Origin of the sequence: Mesorhizobium sp. M0761, assembly GCF_040320205.1 — a bacterium.
Classification (GTDB): Bacteria; Pseudomonadota; Alphaproteobacteria; order Rhizobiales; family Rhizobiaceae; genus Mesorhizobium.
In genome coordinates, this window is record NZ_JAMYPF010000002.1 from 371,685 (window position 1) to 394,888 (window position 23,204).

The window sequence follows — 23,204 nt, forward strand, 5'->3', positions numbered from 1 at the left end:
GCAAGAGGACTGCGGAGGAAAACACCATGAGCAAGACAATCCGCCTGACGATGGCGCAGGCGCTGACCCGCTTTCTGAGCAAGCAGATGACCGAGATCGACGGCAGACGAGTGCCCATCTTCGGCGGTGTGTGGGCGATCTTCGGTCACGGCAATGTCGCCGGCATCGGCGAGGCGCTGTACCAGCTGCGCGACGAATTGCCGACCTTCCGCGCCCACAATGAGCAGGCGATGGCGCATGCGGCGATCGCCTATGGCAAGGCCAATTTCCACCGCCGCTTCATGGCCGCGACCTCGTCGATCGGCCCCGGTGCGCTCAACATGGTGACGGCGGCGGCGCTCGCCCATGTAAACAGGTTGCCCGTCCTGTTTTTGCCGGGCGATGTCTTCGCCAACCGCATTCCCGACCCGGTGCTGCAGCAGGCCGAGGACTTTTCCGACGGCACCGCGACGGTCAATGACTGCTTCCGTCCGGTGTCGCGCTATTTCGACCGCATCACCCGTCCCGAGCAGATCATCCCGGCATTGGCGCGGACCATGCAGGTGCTGACCGATCCGGCGGAATGCGGCCCGGTGACGCTGTCGCTCTGCCAGGACGTGCAGGCCGAGGCCTATGACTATCCCGAGAGCTTTTTCGCCGAGCGCGTCTGGCACCAGCGCCGGCCGCGTCCGGACCGGCATGAATTGGCGGCGGCGGTCACCGCGCTGAAGGGTGCGAAAAAACCGCTGATCATCGCCGGCGGCGGCGTGCTGTATTCGCAGGCTTGGGATGAACTGGCGAAATTCGCCGAGAGCGCCGGCATTCCGGTCTGCGAGACGCAAGGCGGCAAATCCTCGCTGCCCGACACACATCCTCTCAACATGGCGGCGGTCGGCGTCACCGGCACGTCCGCGGCCAACCGGCTGGCGGAAGAAGCCGATGTCGTGCTCGCCATCGGCACCCGCCTGCAGGATTTCACCACTGGCTCATGGGCGCTGTTCAAGAATTCCGGCAAGACCATCATCGGACTCAACGTGCAGCTTTTCGATGCCGGCAAGCACCGCGCGCTGCCGCTGGTCGCCGACGCGGCCGAAGGGCTTGTCGAACTGGGTGCGGCGTTGGGGAGCTGGAAAGCACCGGCGACATGGACCGACAATGCGACCCAGGGCAAGAAGGCATGGCAGGCCGAAGCCTCGAAGGTGACGGCGTCGACCAACGCCGCCTTCCCGTCGGACGCGCAGGTGATCGGCGCCGTGCAGCGCGCGCTGGGGTCCGGCGTAACGCTGCTGAATGCGTCGGGCGGTTTGCCGGGCGAGTTGCACAAGCTCTGGCAGGCAGGCGCGCCCGGCTCGTACCATGGCGAATATGGCTTCTCGACCATGGGCTACGAGATTGCCGGCGGGCTCGGCGCCAAGATGGCCAAGCCCGACCAGGAGATAGTCGTCATGGTCGGGGACGGCTCCTACCTCATGATGAATTCCGAAATCGCCACGTCGGTGATGCTTGGCTTGAAGCTGACCATCGTGGTGCTCGACAACAGGGGTTATGGCTGCATCAACCGGCTGCAGATGGCCACCGGCGGCGCCAACTTCAACAACCTCTTGAAGGACGCGCGCCACGAGATCCTGCCCGACATCGACTTCGCCGCGCATGCGGCGAGCATGGGCGCTATTGCCGAGAAGGTGCCGTCGATCACCGGCCTGGAGACCGCGCTGCAAAAGTCGAAAACCAACGACCGCACCACCGTGTTGGTCATCGACACCGACCCGCTGATTTCCACCGATGCCGGCGGCCATTGGTGGGATGTCGCGGTGCCGGAAGTCTCCGCACGGCCGCAGGTCAACGCAGCGCGCAAAGCCTATGACGAAAAGCGGCAGATGCAGACAATCGGCGATTGATGCTAAGTCAGCGCTGCCCCCTACCTCCCCCTTGTGAGGAGGTCGGACCGCAGGTCCGGGTGGGGGTCTGGCGCCGCACCCCCACCCCGCTGCTTCGCAGCGACCCTCCCCACAAGGGGGAGGGTGAACAAGAGACCGGAGCTAAAACTTGAAAGCCAAACTGGGCATGTCCCCCATTGCGTGGTGGAACGACGATCTTGCCGAACTCAGCGACGACGTCTCGCTGGAAGAGTGCCTGCGCCAGTCGCGCTTGGCCGGCTTCACCGGCATGGAAATGGGCCGCCGCTTTCCGAATGACCCCGAAATCATGCTGCCTATCCTGAAAAAGGCCGACGTGACGCTGTGCGGCGGCTGGTTCTCCGGCACGCTGGTCGATGAGGACATGGGCAAGAACAAGGATCGCATCCAGCCGATGATCGACCTGTTCAAGGCGGTTAATGCGCCTTGCATCGTCTATGGCGAGGTCGGCCGCTCGATCCAGGGCGATCGCTCCAGGCCTCTCGCCACCAAGCCGAAATTGTCGAATGACGAGATGAGGGCCTATGCCAGGCGCCTCACCGAGTTCGGCGAATGGTGCGCAGAGCAAGGCATGCCGCTGTCCTATCACCATCACATGGCGGCGGTGGTCGAGACCGAGCCGGAGCTCGATGCCTTCATGCGCCATTCCGGCGAAGGCATTCCGTTGCTGCTCGATGCAGGGCATCTCGCCTTTGCCGGCGGCGACGTGCTGCGCGCCATCGACAACCACCACAAGCGGATCAGCCATGTCCATGTGAAGGATGTGCGCATGGGCGTGATCGACGGGCTCGACCGCACAAAGCAGTCCTTTCTCGACGCCGTGGCGCTCGGTGCCTTCACGGTGCCTGGCGACGGTTCGCTCGATTTCGGCGCCATCGTGCAGCGCTTCGCCGACCATGGCTATGAAGGCTGGTTCGTCGTCGAGGCCGAGCAGGACCCGAAGAAGAACCCGCCGCTCAAGATGGCGCAGGTCGGCCACAAGGAATTGATGCGGGTGATGACGGCGGCCGGCTACACGGTGGAAACGCAGGGTTTTCCCAATGCCTGAGGCGATCCGATGAAGGATTACGAACACCCGTTCTTCCGGCCGCTGTGGCGGCGCGTTGCCGTCGTCGCCGTCTGCGTGATCTGGGCCGGAATAGAATTCGCCTCCGGCACCCCATTCTGGGGCATCATTGCGCTCGGCTTTGCCGCCTACGCCGTCTGGCAGTTCTTCTATCTTTACAAGCCGGTGGAGGAGAGCAAGGCTGCGCCTGATCGACCGAAGACCGGCGAAGCGAAGGCGGACGCCGAACCGAAGGAATGAAGCGGCCGTGGCTCGGAAGGGCTTGCGGGTCGGACACTGGACACCTGGCGTATCGCCTACGTCGGTGATTGGCCGGAACGTCCCTCGCTTCGTCATCCTAGGGTCTTCGCGACGGAGCTTCGCTCCTGCTTCGCCCTAGGATGACGAAGTTGAGAGGCCGACCTCGAAGACTTGCGATAGGAGACAAAACATGTCGAAACTGCTCGTCAAAGCCGACAAGGGCCATGGCCGCGTCGCCCATGTCACGCCCAAAAGCGCCGGATGGACCTATGTCGGCTTCGACCTGCACCGGCTGAAGCCGGGCGAGACCGCATCCGGCAAGACGCAGGATCGCGAAGTCTGCCTGGTGTTCGTCACCGGCAAGGGCACGGCAAAGGCCGGCGGCCAGGAACTCGGCCTGCTCGGCGAGCGCATGTCGCCCTTCGAGGGCAAGCCGTGGTCGGTCTATATTCCGGAGGGTTCGGACTGGTCGGTCACCGCCGACACCGATCTCGAACTCGCGGTCTGCTCGGCGCCGGGCCTGGGCGGCGGCTTGCCCGTTCGCGTCATCGCACCCGACGACCTCGGCCAGGAGACTCGGGGCAAAGGCACCAACACGCGCTACGTCACCAACATATTGCCCGAGGGCAAGCCCGCCGACTCGCTGCTGGTGGTCGAGGTCATCACGCCCGGTGGCCACACATCGAGCTACCCGCCGCACAAGCACGATCAGGACAATCTGCCGGCCGAATCCTATCTTGAGGAAACCTATTACCACCGCCTCAACCCGCCGCAGGGCTTTGCCTTCCAGCGGGTCTACACCGACGCCGACAAGTCGGGCGCCCGCGAACTGGACGAGGCGATGGCGATCGAGGACGGCGATGTCGTGCTGGTGCCCAAGGGCTATCATCCGTGCGCGGCCTGTCACGGCTACGACCTCTATTACCTTAACGTCATGGCCGGGCCGAAGCGGACGTGGAAGTTCCACAACGCGCCCGAGCACGAATGGCTCATGAAGGCCTGATCGGCCTTCGCTTGCGCCGGAAGAAAAATCGTCGGCTAACGATCCATGGGGTCGATTTGCCTTCGAAAACTCGCATAAGCTTCGTCAATCCGTCATGGAAATCACCTATGGCAGCGGGCTGACGAGGATTTTTTTCGATGCGCTACGCCATCTATTTCACCCCGAAGCAGGACGAGCCGCTGGCGCGGCTCGCCGCCAACTGGCTGGGCCGCGACCCCTTTGGCGCCGCCACCAGGCCGGTCGAGGCGGTGGGCGAACTGTCGGCGGCCGAAGTCGCCTTTCACACCGCATCGGCGCGGCGCTACGGTTTTCATGCGACGCTGAAAGCGCCCTTCCGGTTGGCCGCCAACGAAACCGAAAGCTCGTTGCGCGCGGCGCTGGACGCCTTTGCCGAAGCAACGCCGACCGTCACCATCCCGCGCCTGGTCGTCAGCCAGATCGATGGTTTCTTCGCTTTGCTGCCGGAAGGCCCGCTGCCGCCGCTCAACCGTTTCGCCGATGATGTCGTGCTTAGCTTCGACCGTTTTCGCGCGCCGCTCACCGAGGCCGAGATCGAGCGGCGCAGCCCGGATTCGCTGAAACCCGCCGAGTTCCGCAATCTCTGTCAGTGGGGCTACCCCTACGTGTTCGAGACCTTTCGCTTCCACATGACACTGTCCGGCCGGGCCGGGCCGCAGGAAAGCCAACGTCTGCGCGCGGCAATTGACAGCCTGTTCGCCGATGTGCTGCAGCAGCCGGTGCTGGTGGATGCGCTGACGCTGTTCGTCGAAACCGAACCGGGCGCTCCGTTCATGGTGCTTTCGCATCATGCGCTCGGCCGCCGCGCTGCCCGAAAAACCGCCTGACCGCAATTCGTCCGAGTAAGCAAGGACTGCCTGAATGACCGCCGAAACTGTTCTCCACAACGCCCGCATCGTGCTTGCCGACGAGATCGTCGAAGGGTCGCTCGTGCTGCGCGACGGTTTTATCTCCGGCGTCGACGCCGGCACCGGCCACACCGGCGGGAGCATGGGCGGCGAGGACATGGGCGGCGACTACATCATTCCCGGCCTGGTCGAGCTGCACACTGACCATCTCGAAGGCCACTATGCGCCGCGCCCGAAAGTGCGCTGGAACCCGATCGCCGCCGTCCTTGCCCATGACGCGCAGGTGGCCACCGCCGGCATCACCACCGTGCTCGACGCTTTGCGTGTCGGCATGGACGAGGACGCGGATATTACCTGCGACGACATCCGCAAGCTCGCCGGCGCGATCGAGGACAGCGTCGCGAAAGACCGGTTGCGGGCCGACCATTTCTTGCACCTGCGCTGCGAGGTCTCGGCGCCGGATTGCTTGCGGGCTTTCGCCAATTTCGATGGCGACGAGCGGGTCAAACTGGCCTCGCTGATGGACCATGCGCCGGGACAGCGCCAGTTCGTCAATCTCGAGACCTACGCCTATTACTACCAGCGCAAGCTGAAGCTGACCGATCGCGACTTCCAATTGTTCTGCGAAAAGCGGATGTCGGAATCAGCGAAGAATTCGGGACCGAACCGGGTGGCGATATCAGCCGCCTGCAACGAGCGGGGCATTGTGCTGGCGAGCCATGACGACGCCACATCGGGCCATGTCGACGAAGCGATCGAGCAGGGCGTGCGCGTCGCGGAATTCCCGACCACGCTGGAAGCCGCCAAGGCCTCGAAGGATGCCGGGCTCGGCGTGCTGATGGGCGCGCCCAACGTCATGCGCGGCTCCTCGCATTCGGGCAACGTCTCGGCCCGCACGCTGGCCGGCGACGGCCTGCTCGACATATTGTCGTCCGACTACATTCCCTTCAGCCTGATCCAGTCGGCCTTCTTCCTCGGCGACGTCGTCGAGGGCATTTCCCTGCCGCAGGCGGTTGCGATGGTGTCGAAGAATCCGGCCGAGGCGATCGGCCTAAACGACCGCGGCGTCATCGAACAGGGCCGCCGCGCCGACCTCGTGCGTGTGCGCGTCGACGACCATGTGCCGGTCGTGCGCACTGTCTGGCGCCAAGGGCGCCGGGTCGCCTGATGGTCTCGGCGTCGATCGAGCGCGAACTCAGCAGCGAGGCCTTTCCGCTCCGCAACGGCGTGTTTGTCGCCGTCGTCGGCCCGAGTGGCGCCGGCAAGGATACGGTAATCGGTTATGCCCGCACCTTGTTTGCCGACGAGACGAGGCTGGAGTTCGTCCGCCGGGTCATCACCAGGCCGAGCGATGCGGCAAGCGAGGATCACGACACGCTGGCCGACGCGGCCTTTGTCGAAGCCGAGGCCGACGGCGCCTTCGCCATTTCCTGGGAGGCGCACGGCCTGCGCTACGGCATTCCGGCCGATGTCGACTCGTCCATCGCCAACGGCTATGTCGCGGTCGCCAATGTCTCGCGCGCAGTCATCCCGGTGCTGCGGGAGCGCTATGCCAATCTGGCTGTCGTCGAGATCACCGCCTCGCCGGAAATCCTCGCCGAGCGTCTCGCCCAGCGCGGCCGCGAATCGCGCGGCGAAGTGCTGGCTCGGCTCGCCCGCAGCGCCAATATCGCTTTGTCCGGCTCCGGCGTCACCTCGATCGACAATGGCGGCCAGCGCGAAGCCGCCGGAGAACGCTTCGCCGAGGTGCTGCGCAAGGCGATGGCCTTCTCGGATATATCCGGCGTGATGTAGCGCTACTCCGCCGCGACAGTCTTCCGGCTGGCATCGAGCATCAGCCGCCTTGCGCGGAACACGCCCCATTGCTGGTCGACCAGCACGCCGATCAGGATCACGCCGCCCATCACCGCGAAGTTGAGCGAGGACGGGATGCCGAGCAGATTGACCAGGTTCTGCAACTCCTGCAGCAGCACGGTGCCCAGGATGACGCCGACCAGCGAGCCTTCGCCGCCGCGCAGCGAGAAGCCGCCGAGAACGGCGGCGGCAATGGCGTAGAGCTCGTAGAACTGGCCGTGGCTGGCCGGCGAGATCGAGCGCGTGTACATGGCGAAATAGATCGCCGACAGCGCCGTCAGCACGCCGCAGATGACATAGGCGGCCATGACGACACGGCCGGTGCGAATTCCCGAATATTTCGCCGCCTCTTCGTTCTTGCCGATGGCATAGAGGTAGCGTCCGAACACCGAGCGGTGCAGCACCACCCACATGACGATCGAAATGACGATCAGTGCGATGAAGCTGTTGGGCACGCCATAGCTGCGGCCCGCGGTGAGGAATTCGAGCTCGGGAAAATTCTGGCCGAAGGCGAAACCGGCGGTGCCGTCGGCGGTATAGAAACGGGCGACCCCGCGATAGATCAAAAGGCCGCACAGCGTGACCACGAAGGGCTGCAATTTCAGCCTTGTGATCAGCCAGCCATGCGCCAGTCCGATGATGCCGCCCAGCACCAGGATCAGCGGCAGCGCCAGCGGCCATGGCATGTCGCGCACGGCGATGAAATCGATGAATAGCGTGCCGAGCAGCGCCACCAGCGATCCCACCGACAATTCGATGCCGCCGGTAATGATGACGAAGGCCTGGCCGATGGCGAGGATCCCGAACAGGCCGATCAGGTTCGAGGTGTTGGCGAGGTTGATCGGCAAAAGAAAGCGCGGGTTGATGGCGGTCACCACGGCGCCGACCACCAGGATCAGGATCAGCAGGCCGAGATCTTTTTTGCTCATCGTCTTCTCCCCAATGCGCCGGACCGGCAATCGCCTGAAGCCCGCTAGTTTGCCGGCTTGCCGACCGCCAGCAACAGCACGTTTTCCTGGCTGAATTGTTCTTTGTCGAGAATGCCCGAGATCTGGCCCTCATGCATGACGGCGATGCGGTCGGACACGCCGATCACCTCTTCCATGTCGCTGGAGATCATCAGCACGGCCACGCCGGCATCGGCCAAGGCTCGCATCAGCCCGTAAATCTCGGCCTTGGCGCCGATATCGATGCCGCGCGTAGGCTCATCGAGGATCATCACCTTCGGGTTCATCGCCAGCCATTTGCCCAGCACCACCTTCTGCTGGTTGCCGCCCGACAGCGTGCCGGTTCGCGTCTGCACCGACGGCGCCTTGATGCCGAGATTGCTCTTCTGCTTCTCGGCGGTGGCGGTCTCGGCGCTTGCCGACACCAGTCGACGCTTCGCATGCGCCGGCAGGTTGGGCAGCGAGATGTTCTGCGCGATCGACAGGTCAAGCAAAATGCCGGTCAGCTTGCGGTCTTCCGGAACCAGAAAAATGCCATGCGCGACCGCATCGGCCGCCGAACCCAGCACAAGCGGCTTGCCGTCGAGTTCGAGCCCACCGCCAAGCGTGCTGTCTATGCCGAAGAACACCCGCGCCAGTTCGGTGCGGCCGGAGCCGACAAGGCCGGCGAGGCCGAGGATTTCACCGCGCCTGATGTCGAGGTCGACCGGCCGGGCAGGGTAGGCGGGGGTGCGGATGGCTTTGGCCGAGAGCGCAGTGGCGCCCGGCGCCCGAGCCGCCTCGGAGGCCTTCTCGCGCTCCTTCAGCATGCGGCCGATCATCAGCTTGACCATCTGGTCGTGGTTGATGGCGCTCTTCGGCAAGGTGCCAGCCAGCATGCCGTCGCGCAGCACCACGACGCGGTCGGCGACGCGCTCGACCTCATGCAGCCGGTGCGAAATGAAGATGACGCTGATGCCATCGGCCTTCAGCGCCTTGATGACGTCGAGCAGCTTGTCGGTTTCGGCGAGCGGCAGGCTCGACGTCGGCTCGTCGAGGATCACCAGCCGCGCCTTGATCGACAGTGCCTTGGCGATCTCGACCATCTGCTGCTGCGCCAGCGACAGCGAGGCAACCGGCGTATCGGCGGAGAAATTGGCGCCGACGCGCTTCAGCAGTGGCGCCACCATTTCGCGCAGCTTGGCGCGGTCGACCAATCTCAGCGGCCCGCCGCGCAACGGCTCGCGGCCGAAGAAGATATTGGCGGCAACATCGAGGTTTTCGAAGAGATTGAGTTCCTGGTGGACGAAGGCGATGCCCGACCCCAGGCTGCCTTCGACGGTGAGCCCGTCATGCGCAACGCCGTCGACGGTGATGGCGCCGCTGTCCGGCCTGGTGACGCCGCCGAGGATCTTCATCAAGGTCGATTTGCCGGCGCCGTTTTCGCCGACCAGGCCGATCACCTCGCCCGGCCTGACCTCCATGGAAAAGCCGTCCAGCGCCACCACGCCCGGATAGGTCTTGCGCACGTTCTCGAGGCCGAGGAACGGGGTGGTTGCGACGATGGATGGGTCGGAATAATTCATCACGCCATATTTGATCAGGCTTGCCAGCAGCTGGTGGGCTACAGACTGACGGGCCTTGGCCGACCCGTCAACACGATCGCCGGCTCAAGGCGAACCCTGAGCCGGCGCAACTGCTCGTGGTCTCAGTTTCCGGACATCGCCTTCAGATTGGCGGCATAGGTGTCGACATCGTCCTTACCGATGATCTTGGTCGGGATGATGATCAGGCCGCCTTCCGGAATGCCTGATTTGTCGCCCTTGAGATAGGCGGCCATCAGCTTCATGCCCTGATAGGCCCATTCGAAGGGCTGCTGCACGACGGTGGCCGCCACGGTGCCTTCCTTGACGCCGCCCAACGTGATCGGATCGTCATCGAAGCCGACGACGGTGATCGAGCCGAGCTTGCCGGCGTCGCGCAGCGCTTCATAGATGCGCGGCGTGTTGTAGGAATAGAAGCCGACCATGCAGGTGATGTCGGGGCTGGCGACCAGCGCGTCCTCGACATTCTTCTTGGCGCGCGCCTGGTCGATGTCGTCGCCGCGCACGTCCACCAGTTCGATCTTGCTGCCGGCGAGGCCGTCCTTCATGCCCTGGATGCGTTCCTTGGCATTGTCGGCGCCGAGCAGGCCGACGAAGCCGAGGCACTTGCCGCCGTCCGGCATCGCTTTCTTGGCGATCTCGGCCGCCTGCTTGCCGGCGTCGACATTGGACGAGCCGATATAGGCAACACGCTTGGTCTGCGGGGCATCGGAGTCGGTGGTGAACAGCGCCGTTTCCGACGCTATCTTGTTCAGACCGTCGGTCGAGGTCTTGGGATCGACGGCCGAGACCATGATGCCCTTGACGCCGGCGGTCACCAGATCATCCATCAGCCGCTGCTGGATGGCGACCGAGGACTGCTCGGGATATTTGAGTTCGAGATTGTAGTCGGGCAATTCGGCCTGCGCCTTCTTGACGCCGGCTTCGGCGGCCTTCCAGAAATCGGAAGCGCCGTTGACGACGAAGGCCAGCGTCGGCTTGTCGTCGGCGCGCGCAATGGCTGTCGCGGTCAGGCCAAGCAGCAGGGCTGCGGTGGCCACGGATGCATGTCGTATCAAGGATTTCATGTTCAACCTCCCGTTTTGGCTCAGTCGTCGGACTGAACCGATCTTGCATTCACTGACTTGCCGCTCGCGATTTGGACGCCCTCCTCCTCAGGGGTTCCCGGCGCTGAAGAATGGCGTCGTCGGTCGCGATCACGGACATTAGAGACTCATCCCGTGCTCGTAAATAGTCTGATTTGTCTGACATATCACATGTCCGAGACCACGCTTGCGGAGGCAAACCCCGCTCGCCATCGGGCCATTCACGTGCACTTCTCGCCGCACGGGTCCCACCTGACCGGACACGGCGGATTGACGTTACAGCGTCGTTTTGTATTAGTAAACACTATTAGCAGAGGTCCCGCGCGGACACTCGGCGGTGGCCCTAGGTCTAGTTTTCCCGAACAGGTGCAGCACCGCTTCGCGCAAGCAGATGCCTTGCAGTCCTCGAATTTCACGCGGCCCGCAGCGGCATGGCGGGGAACTTCAAAGCTGCTAATAAAGATAAACGCCTTCGACTATTTCCATCGGTCGACGGCGCGACACCATCTTGTCGGTGTGGCAGGCTTGCGACTAGACAGGCTGTGGATTGGGACGCAATGCCATGAGCGAGACGAGGGATCCGGACGACACGGCGAAGCGGCGCAAGGCGCCGGCGAGAGCCGCCAAGGGCGGCCGCGTCACCATGACCGACATCGCCAGGGCAGCCGGGTGCTCGCAGGCGACCGTCTCTTTCGTGCTCAACGATTCGCCCGGCATCCGGCTGTCGCAGCAGACGCGCGAGCGGGTGATCGACGCCGCGCGTGCGCTCGGCTACGCAGCACCCGCCTTCTCGGCGCTGCGCAAACCTGTTCCCGCCTTCGATGGACTTGACAGTGTCATCGGTTTCGCCGTCGACCAGCTGGCGACAAGCCCGGAAGCCGTTGTCGCCATCGAGGGCGCGCGCCAGGCGTCGTGGAACGCCGGCAATGTGTTGCTCGTGGCGCAGACCATGGGCGACTCCGTCATGGAGCCGCGCGCCATTGCGGCGCTCACCAGGCGCGGCATCTCGGCGCTGGTCTACATGACCATCTTCACCCGCGAGATCACGGCACCGGACTTCCTCTACGGCCTCGACATCCCGGTCATCCTGCTCAACTGCTACACGGCCGATTATGCCTTCCCGGCCGTGGTGCCGTCCGAGATCGCCGGCGGCCAGAACTCGACCCGGCATCTGATCGGCCACGGCCACCGCCGCATCGCCACCATCACCGGCGAGCCGTGGATGCAGGCCGCGCAGGACCGGCTGAAAGGCTACCGCAGAGCGCTCGCCACCGCCGACATCCCGTTCGATCCCGAACTGGTGGTCGAGGGCGACTGGTCGGCGAGCGCCGGCTATGCCGCGACCGTTAAGCTTTTGGCGCTCAAGGAGCGCCCGACCGCCATCTTCTGCCAGAACGACCGCACAGCCATCGGCTGCTACGAAGCGCTGAAGGAGGCGGGCCTGCACATCCCGCAGGACATCTCCGTCGTCGGCTATGACGACGAGGAGATCGCCCGCCACCTGTTCCCGCCGCTGACAACATCGATCCTGCCGCACATGGCGATGGGCCAATGGGCGATCGAACAGCTCGAAGTGCCGCCGCCTCCCGGCCGCGGCCGCTATCCAATCACCAAGCTGGAATGCCCGCTGGTGCAGCGGGATTCGGTGGCAGCTGTGGCTGGATAAAGCTGAACCAGCCCATCCCGATGCAAATCGGGATGGGTCTGTTTGGTGTTTGCGCCTCAGGGCAGGGTCAATCCGGGAACGTGCCGCGGTTAGAACCGCAAGACGACGAAGGAGCGCCTGCGATAGCAGCGCCGGCGCAACCGGCCATGCCGCCAGAACGTGCGGCAGTGCCGTCTCCAGACATGCCGCCTGTGGTGGCGACGATGGTGCCATCGCCGATGCGAGATCTGCTCGACATCGCCAGCGCCTTCGTCGTCATCAAACGAATTGGCATCCTGCTTGTCGAGTTCATCGAGAATGCCGTTACCGACATTGGGAACCCCGGCCACGGCCTCGAGAGGCCGAACCGCGGTAGCAAGCGCCGCGGCCCCCGCAACGCCAAACAATGCTGTCAAGAATGATCGCCGATCCATCAAAACCTCCATCAGCAAGACAAGGCTAACATGACGAGCCTAACACAAAGCAGCTAGAGCGGGTGATACAAAAGGCCAGAGGCGAATCTTCGAGCCGGCCCAAACGGGTGACCGGACGGACGGCAGAGGTCGGAGCAAGGCCGCTACCGGGCGGCGCGCTTCCTTCGGCTCGGCGACCAAGCCATGCGGAATGCCGCCGATGAAAGCGCACAGCCTGAGCGGTTCCGCCTTTCCGCGAAACTCTGAACCGCTTGGCAAAGCTACCCCCTAAGAATGCCCGCCACCTTGCGGCAGTGGCTGGCTGAGAGACTGACGCCCCACGGCAGATGCGATGTTGCGGTACTCAGCGCCGCGCCAATATCCGGCAGAGCTCCTTCAGGTCCCGGTCGTAGGTGCCCTTGCCGCTGAGCACGCTGGCGCAGCGTTTTTTCATCTTGGCGATCTGGCCGGCCGACATGGCGCTGATGGCAACCACCGCCGGTCGCGCCGGCACCGCCGGCGTGTTGGGATCCCTGGGGCTGGTGGTCGTTGTCTGTGTGCCAATGCCGACGCCGACCCCGGCCGTCACTCCACTGCCCACCCCGACCCCGGCGCCGACCCCGACACCGCTGCCGACGGTTGCGCCGACCCCGACCCCGACGCCCGTGCCGACCGATACGCCGGCGCCGGCGGTAACGCCGCTGCCAACCGAGGCGCCGACACTGGCGGTGGTGCCGCTGGTGCCTCCGACCGTCGCTCCGGCATTGACGCCCTTGCTCCCGCCGACCGAGACACCGACGCCAAGCCCGCCGCCACTGCCGCCGACCGAAACACCCACCCCACCGCTGCCGCCGATGCCCACACTGAGCCCGCCCGCGCCAGCCGGAAAGCACAAAGCTACGGAAACCGCGCCGCCGGCCAAGACCTTTGTTAAACTTTTAAAGAAATCCATAACGCCACTCCCCGTGCTGGTTGCCTGGACGCAGGTTGAACAGCATCCGTTACCAATATGATTACGCGAGTGTAGCGTTTTTAGTTTCTGCAAGAATAGGTAGTATTGGAAATCGTTGTTATGGCTTCTTGCGGCGACCGGAATATATATGTTGGAATTGTCGGAAAAAATCGAGGATTTGCGGTTAGACTCGGAACCTTAGACAGGCAGGACGAGTGCTCGCATGCGGGAATTTACCGGTCGCATGCCTCAGGCCATCTTGCGACGCCGCTTCCCTAGGCTGCGGTGGAGAATGGACCCTCGAGAATGGGGCTCGTACTGCAGAAAAGGGGACGATCCAAGAAACCCGCGACGATCTCCACCGATGTCGGGCGCGTTGTGCGCCACATCGTTCCGCTGCTCGCAGTCGACGGCGTCAGCGCTACCCTTGCGGGCATACCTTCGCCCCGTTTGGCGTTTCTGCCCTTTGGATCGGATGCCGATCGTCCGCTGGCGTTTCGAATCTCTTCAACTTACGCCGAGTTTCGCAAATCCACTTTAATCCCGGCTAACGTTCGAAGGGTTCGCCAAGCGAGGCGACACCGTTCAGCCTGAGCAAGCGGCGGTCCGCCGAGATGACACCGAGCACGACGATCGTAACGAGATAGGGAAGGCTGGAAAGCAGTTGCGATGGCAAGTCCAGACCGGTCGCCTGGGCGGCGAGGCTCATCAGCGAAACCGCACCGAAGAGGCAGGCACCCAGGAAGATGCGGCCAGCGAGCCACGTACCAAAGACAACGAGTGCGATCGCGATCCAGCCACGTCCGGCAATCATACCGTCCGCCCAAAGGGGCGTGTACACCGCCGCCGCATAGGCGCCGGCAAAACCCGCCATCATGCCACCAAAAGCTATGGCCGCGATACGGATAGCGATGACCGGATAGCCGATGGCATGGGCTGCCTTGGGATTCTCGCCGATTGCCCTCACGACAAGGCCGACTCTCGTATAGGCAAACATCGCCCAGATCGCAAACGTCACGGCAAGGGAAAGCCATACGACGATGTCCTGGACAAACAGCCTGCCGACTACCGGGATTTCCGAGAGGCCGGGAAAGGCAAGTTTCGGGAGCCCCTTCACCGTCAAGCTCTCGTAGCTTTTGCCGAACAGCGCCGAAAGGCCCTGGCCGAGAATGCCGATCGCAAGGCCTGTCGCGACCTGGTTTGCCCGGAATCCGAGTGCCAGCACTGCAAAGACGAGGGACAGGACGGCGCTACCGAGGCCGGCGGCAACGAACCCCAGCAGGTGTCCACCGCCGTGGTAGACGACGATGAACGCGAGCACCGCGCCGAGGGCCATCAGGCCCTCTACGCCGAGGTTAAGAACACCGGCGCGCTCGACCACCAACTCGCCGAGTGCGGCAAGGAGAAAGGGGGTTGCCGCTGCGAGCATGCCCGAAATAATGAACTCGACGGCGTTCATGGCTGGCTCAGGTGATGGGGGCGGCGCCACTCGATGCGGTAGCGCACGAAGGCCACAGCGCCGAGATAGGCGAGCAGCAAGCTGCCTTGGAAGACGCGGACGGCGGCGATCGGCAGGTTTGCCGACACCATCGCATTGTCGCCGCCGATATAGAGGACAGCCATGAAGAGCGCGGAAAAGATGATGCCGACTGGATGCAAGCCGCCGAGATAGGCGACAATGATGGCCGCATAACCGTAGCCGGTCGAGATCGAGCGCTGCAGCTGGCCGAGCGGACCCGCGACTTCCGCCGCGCCTGCCAGTCCCGCCGCCATGCCACCGATCAGAAGCGATAGCCAAATCGCACGCCCTTCGCTGAAGCCGGCGTAACCGGCCGCGCGCGGGGCAAGGCCGCCGACCTTGAGCTTATACCCCATGAAGCTTCGCTGCATGAAAACCCAGGCCACCAGCGAGAGCGCAAGTGTGATGAGCAGCGAGACGTTGACGCGGGTACCGGTGATCAGGGTCGGCACCATCGCGTCGTTCTGAAACATGACGGATTGTGGGAAATTGAAGCCGGCCGGGTCCTTCCATGGGCCGAGCAGCAGGTAGTTGAGGACTTGCGCCGCAACGAGGCTCAGCATCAAGGAGACCAGGATCTCGTTCGCATTGAGCCTGACGCGCCAGAAGGCGGTGATAGATGCCCAAAGTGCACCGCCGAGGGCACCGAGAAGCAGCATCAGCGGCCAGATCCACTGCCCGGTCGCCTGCGGAAACCAGACGGGGATCGCCGAGGCGAAAATAGCGCCCAGGATAAACTGGCCCTCCGCGCCGATGTTGAACACTTTTGCGCGGAAACCGATCGCCAGCCCCTGAGCAATGAGGAGAAGGGGCCCCGCCTTCAGCAGCACCTCCGCAAACGATGCCCAGGAGAGGAACGGCTCGAGAAGCATCGCGTACAGGACGGCCGCCGGATCTCGGCCTATCAGCACATAAAGGCCCAGATTGAGGATGATCGCCATGCCAAGCGCGACAGCCGGGGCCAGCATGGCCGCGACGAGCGAGGCATGCTCCCGGCGGACGAGCGCGGGGAGGAACGTCGCGGCCCAAACGCTCATGCAGGAACCTTCTCTGGCGAGGCATGTGCTCCGATCATGTATCTGCCGATGTCTTCGGGGCGCGTGTCCCGCGTGACCAGAGGCGGACTCAGCATTCCATGATGGAGCACCTGGATGAAATCGCAGAGTTCGAAAAGTTCCTCGAGTTCCTCGGAAATTACGAGGATCGCCACGCCCAGGTTGCGCAACGCGATGAGCCGCCTTCTGATGGCGGATGCAGCGCCAATGTCTACACCCCAGGTCGGCTGCGCCACGAAAAGCAGTTTTGGCGACAGCATCATCTCGCGACCGACGATGAATTTCTGCAAGTTGCCGCCGGACAGCGAGCCCGCTTCGGCATCCGGGCCGGAGGCGCGGACGTCGTACCGACGGATGCATTCGCTGGTGAAAGCCGTCGCTCCGGCGCTGTTGATGAGGCCGCGCCTCACGAGATCGAAAGGATGGGCGGTAAGAACGGTGTTGAGCACGAGCGACATTTCAGGGACCGCGCCGCGTCCCAGCCGGTCTTCGGGCACGAAGGCGAAGCCAAATCTCCTGCGCGCGGCCGCATCGAGTGTGCCTACGTCGCGGCCCATCATGTAGATCCGGTCGCGTTGTTCCTTCAGCAGCATCGCTTCGCCCGAGATGAGCGCGGCAAGCTCGCCTTGGCCATTGCCCGATATTCCGGCTATGCCAAGGATCTCGCCTGATCGTACCGTGAGGCTGATGCCGGAGAGCGGCGTGGCAAAGGGGTCGTCCGGCGTGTAGTCCATGTCGATTATTTCCAGCCGCTTCTCCCCCTCGGGCATGGCCAACGCGGGCATCACCTCGGGCATGTCGCGGCCGATCATCATCCGGGCGAGGTCGTGCGCATCATAGTCGCGCGGGTCGACGGTGCCGATAACGCGCCCTCCACGCAAGACCGTCGCCTGGTCACAGATCGTGCGAATTTCCTCCAGTTTGTGGGAGATGAACAGGATGGACACGCCGCGGTCGCGAAGGCGCCTGAGCGTGTCGAACAGCTTCTTCACCGCCTGCGGCGGCAAGACCGAGGTCGGCTCGTCGAGAATGAGCAGCTTCGGGTCCGTCATCAGGCAGCGGATGATCTCCACCCGCTGCCGTTCGCCGACCGAGAGCGCGTGCACATCGGCGAGAGGATCCACTTCAAGGCCGAAATCCTGGCCGAGGCTGCGGATGCGCCCCGCCAGCTCCGCCTTGCCGCCGGGGACGACGAGCTGGATGTTCTCGACGACAGTCAGCGTCTCGAACAGCGAGAAATGCTGAAAGACCATGCCGATGCCCCTGCGCCGTGCCTCAGCCGGCGAGGCAAGGCGCAGATGCTCTCCGTTCCAGACGACGGTGCCTTCGTCCGGCTGTTCAACGCCATAGATGAGCTTCATCAGCGTCGATTTGCCCGCCCCATTCTCCCCGAGGATCGCATGGATCGATTGGGGCGCCACGTCCAGATCGATGGCTTGGTTGGCCCGGATCTGGCCGTAGCTCTTCGAGATGCCGCGGAGCGACAGAAGGGGCGGGGTCATGACTTACTTCGGCAGTGGTGTGGTGACACCCTTGACGTGCCAGTCCATCGCGACGATCTCGGGATCCGCTATCGTCGCACCGGCGGCGGCGGCTTCGCTGCCGTCGGCCTTGGTGATTGGACCTGTGAAGGGCGAGAAGCTGCCGTCGGCGATCTTCGCCGCCACTTCCTTGATCTTCGTCATCGTGTCGGCTGGGATATCTGAGTTCCAGTCCACGACCTCCACCACCTTTTCGGCGACGCCGAGGAAGGTGTTGGCGCCCTTGAAGGTTCCGGCCAGATGGGCATCCACGGAAGCCTTGAAGAAGGGCGACCAGTCCGTCGCGATGCAGCCGAGATATTTCTTCGGCGCATATTTCTTCATCGACGAATTGAGGTTGAACGCATAGACGCCAGCCTCCTCGCAGGCCGAGATCACGGAGGGTGTGTCCTGCGCGTTCGAGAAGATCACGTCGCAGTTCTGTGCCATCAGCGCCTTGGCGGCTTCCTGTTCCTTGGCCGGGTCGAACCAGGAGTTCACCCAGACGACCGATACCTCGATATCGGGATTTACGGTCTGTGCGCCGAGCGTAAATGCGTTGATCGAGGTGATCAGCTCCGGAATGGCGAAGGCCGAGACGGAGCCGACCTTGCCGGTCTTGGAAAGAGCTGCGGCGGCTATGCCGAGCAGGTAAGTGCCCTGGAAATACTTCGCCGCGAAGGGCGAGAAATTCGGCGCGGTCTGGAAGCCGGAGGCATGCAGCACGGTGACCGCAGGATCGCGGCGGGCGATCTGTAATGCACCATTCTGGTAGCCGAATGAGCCGGCGATCAGGAACTTGTTACCGTCGGCGACGGTCTTGTTCATGATCCGGTCGGCGTCCGGCCCTTCGGCGATGTTCTCGATGACGGTGATCTTCACCTTGTCGCCGTATGCGGCCTTGACCGGCTCGAGGCCGGCGGCGAGCGCATGGCCCCAGCCGACATCGCCGACCGGCGACGGGAGCACGAGCGTGATACCGAGCGGCTCGTCGGCCGCAAAGGCGGGACGGCTGCCAAGCGCGCCGGCAAGCCCTGTCGCGGCAAGGCCCTTCATCAGAGTTCTGCGGGTCAGATAGTTCAGCATGTCAGTTCCCCTGTCTTAAGTTGTTAGAATTCCACCGCGGCAAAAGCGGCTTCCGCGTCCGCAGCAAGCCGGGTCTCGTTCAGCCCGGTAAACGCACCCTTCTCCCAGACGATGCGGCCGTTGATCATGGTCATGTCGGTGGGCATGCCGATGCCGACCTTGGCGATCAGGCTCAATGGATCGTGGCGCGTGCCGACATAATCCATGCGGCGCGTGTCGATCGCGAAGAGGTCGGCGGCCATGCCGGGCGACAGTCGGCCGATGTCATTGCGGCCCAGAAGCGCGGCCCCGCCCGTTGTCGCATAGCCGAGGAAATCGACCGGCGCAGGCACGGGATGAGCGCGCGTCGAGGCCGCCAGGCATTGCAGCATGTAGGCGGAATGGACGCAGTGCATGAGGTTGGAATTGTCGTTCGAGGCAGCACCGTCGCAGCCGAGACCGACGCGCAGGCCAAAGGCGGACATGGCGGGAATATCAGTCACCTCCGCACCCACCAGATAGACCGGCTCCGGGCAATGCGAGACACCGGTGCCGCTCGCCGCCATCAGCCGCAGTTCGTCATGCGTCAGCTCCCAGCAATGGGCATAGAAAGTGTCTCGGCCGGCAAATCCGAGGTCCTCGAGATAGTCCACCGTACGCATGCCATGGCGGGCCTCGATGATCGGGCTTTCGCCCTCGCCGACATGGGTGTGCATCCGCACCCCGCGATCACGCGCCAGCGAAACCGATTCCACGAAGGTCTCGCGGTAGCAGTTGACCGGCTGGCAGGGAGCGACCACGACCTGACGCATGCTGAAGGGACTGGTGTCGTGATAAGTGTCGATGAGGCGTGCGCAGTCGGCAATGAATTCGTCCGTGGTCTCCAGCATCTCGTCTGGAATGGTCGAGCCTTCCGATTTTGGCAGCGTGTTGCCGCCGCGGCCGGCATGGAAACGCATGCCGAGAAGATCGGCCGCTTCGAACTGCCGGTCGATGAGCCGTTTTCCGGCATGGCGCGGAAAATTGTACTGGTGGTCGAAGGCCGTCGTGCAACCGTGCTTTATCATCTCTGCCATCGCCGTGATCGAGGCGTGGTAGAAACAATCCTCGTTGAGCCGGGAGAAGATCGGATAGATCCGGTCGAGCCATTCGATGACCGACAGCTTCGTCCAGTCGAGTTCGGCACGGTTGCGCACAAAGCACTGAAAGAAGTGATGGTGCGTGTTGACGAGGCCGGGATAGACGAACCAGCCGTCGGCGTCCTGCACGATAGTACCGGCCGGCAACTCGCTTCTGTGCAGGCCATCCCCGATTGCCTCGATCTGCGGGCCATTCGTCAGCACATCGACATTGCGCCGGACGCTCGGACCCCTGCCCTCGTCGGTGATGACCGCTGCGCAATTCTTCAGGAGATAGCCGGTCACCTCACGCCTCGTCCAGCATGGGTCGCGGTTCGGGCTTCAACTCGTGCAGCCGGTGGATACCGGGCATCTCGATGAAATTGTCGAGGCTGCGGAGCGCTCGCGACCAGAGCCGGATCGTGGGATACGAATCGAGGGAAACGCCGCCGTCGGGCGCGAGCGCGACATAGGGAAAGCAAGCAATGTCGGCAATCGTCGGCCGGTCGGAAGCGAGAAACCGGTCGCCACGCATTTTTTGTTCGAAGAGGCCGGCTTCCAGCTCACGCAGTGCCGCTATGCCATTGGCCTGAAGCGCACCGATGTCACCGGGGCGCAGCAGCATCTCATGCAGGCGCGCGCCGCCGAGGTTGGCGGTCAGCCTGTGCGAGAAGGAAAGCCATTGCTGGATGCGCGCCGTCTCCTCGGGGGCGCCGCTGCCGAGCCAGGCCGGTGCTGCCTTCGCGGCGAGATAGCCAAGCATGGCGGAAGACTCGGTCAGGATCAGGTCGCCGTCTTCAAGGATCGGGATGGAGCCTCCCGGATTAAGCGCCATAAGCTCGGGGCCACGATGCTCGGCGCCGGGATGGAAGTCGACCGGGCGGATTTCGAGCTTCACACCTGACAGCGTCGCCATCAGGCGCACCTTGTAGCAACTTGGGGAGAGGATGTAGTCGTAAAGCTTCATTGTGCCACCAATTGCGCGCCGTAGGTATAATTGTGGCGCTTCAGCCAGCGGCGATAGGCGACCGAGGTCAGGTCGGCGCGCGTCGGGATTTCCATGCCGGGATCGAGCGGCAAAAGACGCGGGATCTGGTTTTCGAGGATCGAGCGGTCCTGCAGGAAAATCGTCTGCTGGAAATGGATGAGGTCGGTCTGTGGCGTCTCGTCATCAAAAAGCGCCATCCACGGCCAGACGTCGCAGAGATCCTCGGCAAGCGGCTGGACGAATAGCGCAATCACATCCCATTCGCCCGGGCGCGGCGGGCAGGTCTTGTAGAGGACTGAGCAGGTCGGAGCCGGCACGCGGTACATGTATTCCGTCGTGATACCTCCGCTCGCGGATTTCGCCGCCTGCGGCTGGTAGAACTTCACCTGGGTCGCCCAGACCTCATCCTCTTCCTCGCGGATATCGACCTTGTAGTTTTCGACCTCGGTATGTGGCTCCGAGCCGAGGATGTCGGTATGGACGAAGGGGAAGTGTGCGATGTCGAGGAAGTTCTCGACGGCGCGGAGCGGCGAGCAGCGCACCCGCACCACGCCGACATCGACGAAGCGGCGCCCGGGCTGGTCTGCCTCGGGAATCGGAAAGACCGGTTTCTTCGGTTCGCCGAGCGACGACCAGATATGGCCATAGCGCACCGAAACCGGCAGCACGCGCCCGTTTTCGCCTGTCACTTTCGCCGCGCCATTGGCGTCGAGCGCAACCTTGATCCGCTCGTCCATCAGGGTGGTCTCGCGCCCATAGCGGTCGAGCCGGCTGAAAAGCCCGACCGGATACCATTCGTCGCGCATCGCATCGTCGATCATGGCACAGCCCCTTTCGCCTCGATCCCTTCGGCCATGCGCCGAAGGCTCTCGGCGGCTCGCGAGGCGGCGATGCGCTCGGACGCATCGCAATCGGCTGGAACAAGGACGTGGATCAGCGTCTCGCCGGCTTCCCGCGGGATAGGCAGCAGGCGAATTGCCGGCGCGCCGGGTGCCTGCCAGACGTATCCTTCAACGGTGGCCTTCGTACCGGCAGCGACCGAGAGCGCCGAATGTCCGGCACGGGCCGTCAATGAACGGAGCGGCACGTAACCCTCAAAAAGGGGTGGGTTGCCATCAGGCTCTCCATCAGCGACCCAGATGATCCCGCCGGCCTCTTCGACCAACCGGGTCGCAACGCGAATCGTCTCCGGCGGCGTGAGGCTGGGATGGGCAGGAATGCGCAGGCACTGACCGGCCTGCGAATAGGTCCAGCCGTGATAGATGCAGGAGAGCGCCTCGCCGCGCACGAAGCCATGGGAGAGGCGCATGCCGCGATGCGGACAGCGATCCGCCGATGCCGCCAAGCGCCCCGATTGGCTTCGCCAGAGGGCAATGGGACCGGCGGGCGTCCGCGCCGGCATTACCTGTCCTGTTGGCAGATCCTGGGTAAGGGCGACCGGCACCCAGGTGTCCGTCTTGTCGGACAGCATGACCTTACTTTCCGTACTGATACTACTGTTTCCCGACCAGAGAGATGCCGGCGCAAGGAGTTGGCGAACCGCTCGATGCGGCGTATGCATAATTATTTCGCAATTGCAATATTGATTAAATTAAGTGCAAACGGAGGGTAACCACACGCAAAGCTATCAGAGAGATGCCGGCGCAAGGAGTTGGCGAACCGCTCGATGCGGCTGACGTATGCATAATTATTTCGCAATTGCAATATTGATTAAATTAAGTGCAAACGGAGGGTAACCACACGCAAAGCTATATGTTTTTTTGCTCGACAGGCGCGCGGTCGACCGTCTCGACCCAGACTTCAATGGGCCCAAGCGAACATCCCATCTCCATCATGTCGATCAGTTCCGCCGCACCGGCAATATCGAGTTCGATGCGATCGGTGCTTGCATGAGCGATGTGGTGCGCGAGACCGAGCTTGGCCGCATGGCGCATGATCCAGGGCAGGAAGGACGCGGGTTCGAGGTGGCCGCGAATGGTCATCCGCTCATGCAAGCGGTGTTGACTTTGCTTCATCACGAACGGAACGCGCGCCTTGGTGTCATGGTCGGCAGCATAGCGTCTGACTGAACGGGCGGAAGTGGTAATCGACGCGCCATGACGCCGAATATGGACTGATCGCCCATGCCTACACCGGGCACTCATGCATGTCGCCCAGAAGTGAGCCGCGGTTCTGGGACAACGACATGCATTAAAACAAAGACTTCAAGCGGGTCGCATGGATCCGTTCAGCGTGACGCGCTTTAGGGTTATCTGAGCTATTGTAATACATGGGTAGATTGGCGCACCCGACAGGATTCGAACCTGTGACCTCTGCCTTCGGAGGGCAGCGCTCTATCCAGCTGAGCTACGGGTGCCTTCAAGGAACCTGAAAACGAACCAGCCGATAGG

22 protein-coding genes and 1 tRNA gene are annotated in these 23,204 nt (G+C 63.4%); 9 read left to right on the forward strand and 14 right to left on the reverse strand.

The window, feature by feature from the left end; translation table 11 throughout:
* Positions 1-26 precede the first annotated feature (26 nt).
* The 7 genes from iolD to phnN all read left to right on the forward strand — a co-directional run bounded on the left by iolD (position 27) and on the right by phnN (position 6,864).
* A complete protein-coding gene (iolD, locus tag NKI32_RS04745; RefSeq protein ID WP_353002089.1) occupies positions 27-1,877 on the forward strand; it encodes a 3D-(3,5/4)-trihydroxycyclohexane-1,2-dione acylhydrolase (decyclizing) in 1,851 nt (616 codons plus the stop codon).
* Between the two features lie 148 nt (positions 1,878-2,025).
* Positions 2,026-2,943: a myo-inosose-2 dehydratase gene (iolE, locus tag NKI32_RS04750; RefSeq protein WP_023744936.1), complete on the forward strand. Its 918-nt coding sequence runs from the start codon at positions 2,026-2,028 to the stop codon at positions 2,941-2,943.
* Between the two features lie 9 nt (positions 2,944-2,952).
* Positions 2,953-3,201, forward strand: coding sequence for a hypothetical protein (locus tag NKI32_RS04755; RefSeq protein WP_023672345.1), 249 nt, complete (start codon positions 2,953-2,955; stop codon positions 3,199-3,201).
* A gap of 190 nt (positions 3,202-3,391) precedes the next feature.
* Entirely contained in the window at positions 3,392-4,204 is an 813-nt protein-coding gene (iolB, locus tag NKI32_RS04760; RefSeq protein ID WP_353002091.1) for a 5-deoxy-glucuronate isomerase, read from the forward strand.
* 137 nt (positions 4,205-4,341) lie between these two features.
* Positions 4,342-5,049: a DUF1045 domain-containing protein gene (locus tag NKI32_RS04765; protein ID WP_353002093.1), complete on the forward strand. Its 708-nt coding sequence runs from the start codon at positions 4,342-4,344 to the stop codon at positions 5,047-5,049.
* A gap of 34 nt (positions 5,050-5,083) precedes the next feature.
* Positions 5,084-6,238, forward strand: a complete 1,155-nt coding sequence (locus NKI32_RS04770) for an alpha-D-ribose 1-methylphosphonate 5-triphosphate diphosphatase (RefSeq protein ID WP_353002095.1) — start codon at positions 5,084-5,086, stop codon at positions 6,236-6,238.
* Positions 6,235-6,864, forward strand: a complete 630-nt coding sequence (gene phnN / locus NKI32_RS04775) for a phosphonate metabolism protein/1,5-bisphosphokinase (PRPP-forming) PhnN (protein WP_023827374.1) — start codon at positions 6,235-6,237, stop codon at positions 6,862-6,864. Before NKI32_RS04770 ends, phnN begins: the two co-directional genes overlap by 4 nt.
* Positions 6,865-6,866: 2 nt before the next feature.
* On the opposite strand, the gene NKI32_RS04780 is transcribed toward phnN, so the two are convergent.
* The 3 genes from NKI32_RS04780 to NKI32_RS04790 all read right to left on the reverse strand — a co-directional run bounded on the left by NKI32_RS04780 (position 6,867) and on the right by NKI32_RS04790 (position 10,521).
* Complete coding sequence (locus tag NKI32_RS04780) at positions 6,867-7,853, reverse strand: ABC transporter permease (protein WP_023672350.1); 987 nt, start codon at positions 7,851-7,853, stop codon at positions 6,867-6,869.
* Positions 7,854-7,897: 44 nt separating this feature from the next.
* Positions 7,898-9,436 carry a sugar ABC transporter ATP-binding protein gene (locus NKI32_RS04785; protein WP_023672351.1) on the reverse strand — a complete coding sequence of 513 codons (1,539 nt, stop codon included), beginning with the start codon at positions 9,434-9,436 and terminating at the stop codon, positions 7,898-7,900.
* A 122-nt stretch (positions 9,437-9,558) separates the two neighbouring features.
* Complete coding sequence (locus tag NKI32_RS04790; RefSeq protein ID WP_023672352.1) at positions 9,559-10,521, reverse strand: sugar-binding protein; 963 nt, start codon at positions 10,519-10,521, stop codon at positions 9,559-9,561.
* 580 nt (positions 10,522-11,101) lie between these two features.
* Here NKI32_RS04790 and NKI32_RS04795 point away from each other — a divergent pair.
* Together NKI32_RS04795 and NKI32_RS04800 are read left to right on the forward strand one after the other, a co-directional pair.
* Complete coding sequence (locus NKI32_RS04795) at positions 11,102-12,205, forward strand: LacI family DNA-binding transcriptional regulator (protein WP_023832680.1); 1,104 nt, start codon at positions 11,102-11,104, stop codon at positions 12,203-12,205.
* 203 nt (positions 12,206-12,408) lie between these two features.
* Entirely contained in the window at positions 12,409-12,606 is a 198-nt protein-coding gene (locus NKI32_RS04800) for a hypothetical protein (protein WP_352986445.1), read from the forward strand.
* Positions 12,607-12,961: 355 nt separating this feature from the next.
* On the opposite strand, the gene NKI32_RS04805 is transcribed toward NKI32_RS04800, so the two are convergent.
* The 11 genes from NKI32_RS04805 to NKI32_RS04855 all read right to left on the reverse strand — a co-directional run bounded on the left by NKI32_RS04805 (position 12,962) and on the right by NKI32_RS04855 (position 23,170).
* Positions 12,962-13,435 (reverse strand): hypothetical protein, encoded by a 474-nt coding sequence (locus NKI32_RS04805; protein ID WP_245271902.1) that lies wholly within the window; start codon positions 13,433-13,435, stop codon positions 12,962-12,964.
* Between the two features lie 661 nt (positions 13,436-14,096).
* The gene (locus NKI32_RS04810; RefSeq protein ID WP_023700481.1) at positions 14,097-15,008 is read right to left on the reverse strand and encodes an ABC transporter permease; all 912 of its coding nucleotides are present in this window, start codon (positions 15,006-15,008) and stop codon (positions 14,097-14,099) included.
* Positions 15,005-16,105, reverse strand: a complete 1,101-nt coding sequence (locus tag NKI32_RS04815) for an ABC transporter permease (RefSeq protein WP_023695008.1) — start codon at positions 16,103-16,105, stop codon at positions 15,005-15,007. Before NKI32_RS04815 ends, NKI32_RS04810 begins: the two co-directional genes overlap by 4 nt.
* On the reverse strand, positions 16,102-17,625 hold the full coding sequence (locus tag NKI32_RS04820; RefSeq protein WP_023739727.1) for an ABC transporter ATP-binding protein: 1,524 nt from the start codon (positions 17,623-17,625) through the stop codon (positions 16,102-16,104). The genes NKI32_RS04815 and NKI32_RS04820 overlap by 4 nt, the downstream gene beginning before the upstream one ends.
* 3 nt (positions 17,626-17,628) lie before the next feature.
* The gene (locus tag NKI32_RS04825) at positions 17,629-18,726 is read right to left on the reverse strand and encodes a BMP family ABC transporter substrate-binding protein (RefSeq protein WP_196814159.1); all 1,098 of its coding nucleotides are present in this window, start codon (positions 18,724-18,726) and stop codon (positions 17,629-17,631) included.
* Positions 18,727-18,752: 26 nt separating this feature from the next.
* A complete protein-coding gene (locus NKI32_RS04830; RefSeq protein ID WP_353002098.1) occupies positions 18,753-20,132 on the reverse strand; it encodes an amidohydrolase in 1,380 nt (459 codons plus the stop codon).
* Position 20,133: 1 nt separating this feature from the next.
* Positions 20,134-20,793, reverse strand: coding sequence for a glutathione S-transferase family protein (locus NKI32_RS04835; RefSeq protein WP_023689145.1), 660 nt, complete (start codon positions 20,791-20,793; stop codon positions 20,134-20,136).
* Positions 20,790-21,635: an aromatic ring-hydroxylating oxygenase subunit alpha gene (locus NKI32_RS04840; RefSeq protein WP_023699367.1), complete on the reverse strand. Its 846-nt coding sequence runs from the start codon at positions 21,633-21,635 to the stop codon at positions 20,790-20,792. Before NKI32_RS04840 ends, NKI32_RS04835 begins: the two co-directional genes overlap by 4 nt.
* Positions 21,632-22,285 carry a Rieske 2Fe-2S domain-containing protein gene (locus NKI32_RS04845; protein ID WP_023714514.1) on the reverse strand — a complete coding sequence of 218 codons (654 nt, stop codon included), beginning with the start codon at positions 22,283-22,285 and terminating at the stop codon, positions 21,632-21,634. Before NKI32_RS04845 ends, NKI32_RS04840 begins: the two co-directional genes overlap by 4 nt.
* Positions 22,286-22,562: 277 nt before the next feature.
* Entirely contained in the window at positions 22,563-22,829 is a 267-nt protein-coding gene (locus NKI32_RS04850) for an acylphosphatase (RefSeq protein WP_023714515.1), read from the reverse strand.
* 264 nt (positions 22,830-23,093) lie between these two features.
* Positions 23,094-23,170, reverse strand: a tRNA-Arg gene (locus NKI32_RS04855).
* Positions 23,171-23,204: the final 34 nt, after the last annotated feature.

What these genes read in the sequence shown, in the direction of transcription:
- iolD (WP_353002089.1), top strand. Translation starts at nt 27, where the DNA reads ATGAGCAAGACAATCCGCCTGACGATGGCGCAGGCGCTGACCCGCTTT.
- NKI32_RS04755 (WP_023672345.1), top strand. Translation starts at nt 2,953, where the DNA reads ATGAAGGATTACGAACACCCGTTCTTCCGGCCGCTGTGGCGGCGCGTT.
- iolB (WP_353002091.1), top strand. Translation starts at nt 3,392, where the DNA reads ATGTCGAAACTGCTCGTCAAAGCCGACAAGGGCCATGGCCGCGTCGCC.
- NKI32_RS04765 (WP_353002093.1), top strand. Translation starts at nt 4,342, where the DNA reads ATGCGCTACGCCATCTATTTCACCCCGAAGCAGGACGAGCCGCTGGCG.
- NKI32_RS04770 (WP_353002095.1), top strand. Translation starts at nt 5,084, where the DNA reads ATGACCGCCGAAACTGTTCTCCACAACGCCCGCATCGTGCTTGCCGAC.
- NKI32_RS04780 (WP_023672350.1), bottom strand. Translation starts at nt 7,853, where the DNA reads ATGAGCAAAAAAGATCTCGGCCTGCTGATCCTGATCCTGGTGGTCGGC.
- NKI32_RS04785 (WP_023672351.1), bottom strand. Translation starts at nt 9,436, where the DNA reads ATGAATTATTCCGACCCATCCATCGTCGCAACCACCCCGTTCCTCGGC.
- NKI32_RS04790 (WP_023672352.1), bottom strand. Translation starts at nt 10,521, where the DNA reads ATGAAATCCTTGATACGACATGCATCCGTGGCCACCGCAGCCCTGCTG.
- NKI32_RS04795 (WP_023832680.1), top strand. Translation starts at nt 11,102, where the DNA reads ATGAGCGAGACGAGGGATCCGGACGACACGGCGAAGCGGCGCAAGGCG.
- NKI32_RS04800 (WP_352986445.1), top strand. Translation starts at nt 12,409, where the DNA reads ATGGTGCCATCGCCGATGCGAGATCTGCTCGACATCGCCAGCGCCTTC.
- NKI32_RS04810 (WP_023700481.1), bottom strand. Translation starts at nt 15,008, where the DNA reads ATGAACGCCGTCGAGTTCATTATTTCGGGCATGCTCGCAGCGGCAACC.
- NKI32_RS04815 (WP_023695008.1), bottom strand. Translation starts at nt 16,105, where the DNA reads ATGAGCGTTTGGGCCGCGACGTTCCTCCCCGCGCTCGTCCGCCGGGAG.
- NKI32_RS04820 (WP_023739727.1), bottom strand. Translation starts at nt 17,625, where the DNA reads ATGACCCCGCCCCTTCTGTCGCTCCGCGGCATCTCGAAGAGCTACGGC.
- NKI32_RS04835 (WP_023689145.1), bottom strand. Translation starts at nt 20,793, where the DNA reads ATGAAGCTTTACGACTACATCCTCTCCCCAAGTTGCTACAAGGTGCGC.
- NKI32_RS04840 (WP_023699367.1), bottom strand. Translation starts at nt 21,635, where the DNA reads ATGATCGACGATGCGATGCGCGACGAATGGTATCCGGTCGGGCTTTTC.
- NKI32_RS04845 (WP_023714514.1), bottom strand. Translation starts at nt 22,285, where the DNA reads ATGCTGTCCGACAAGACGGACACCTGGGTGCCGGTCGCCCTTACCCAG.
- NKI32_RS04850 (WP_023714515.1), bottom strand. Translation starts at nt 22,829, where the DNA reads ATGAAGCAAAGTCAACACCGCTTGCATGAGCGGATGACCATTCGCGGC.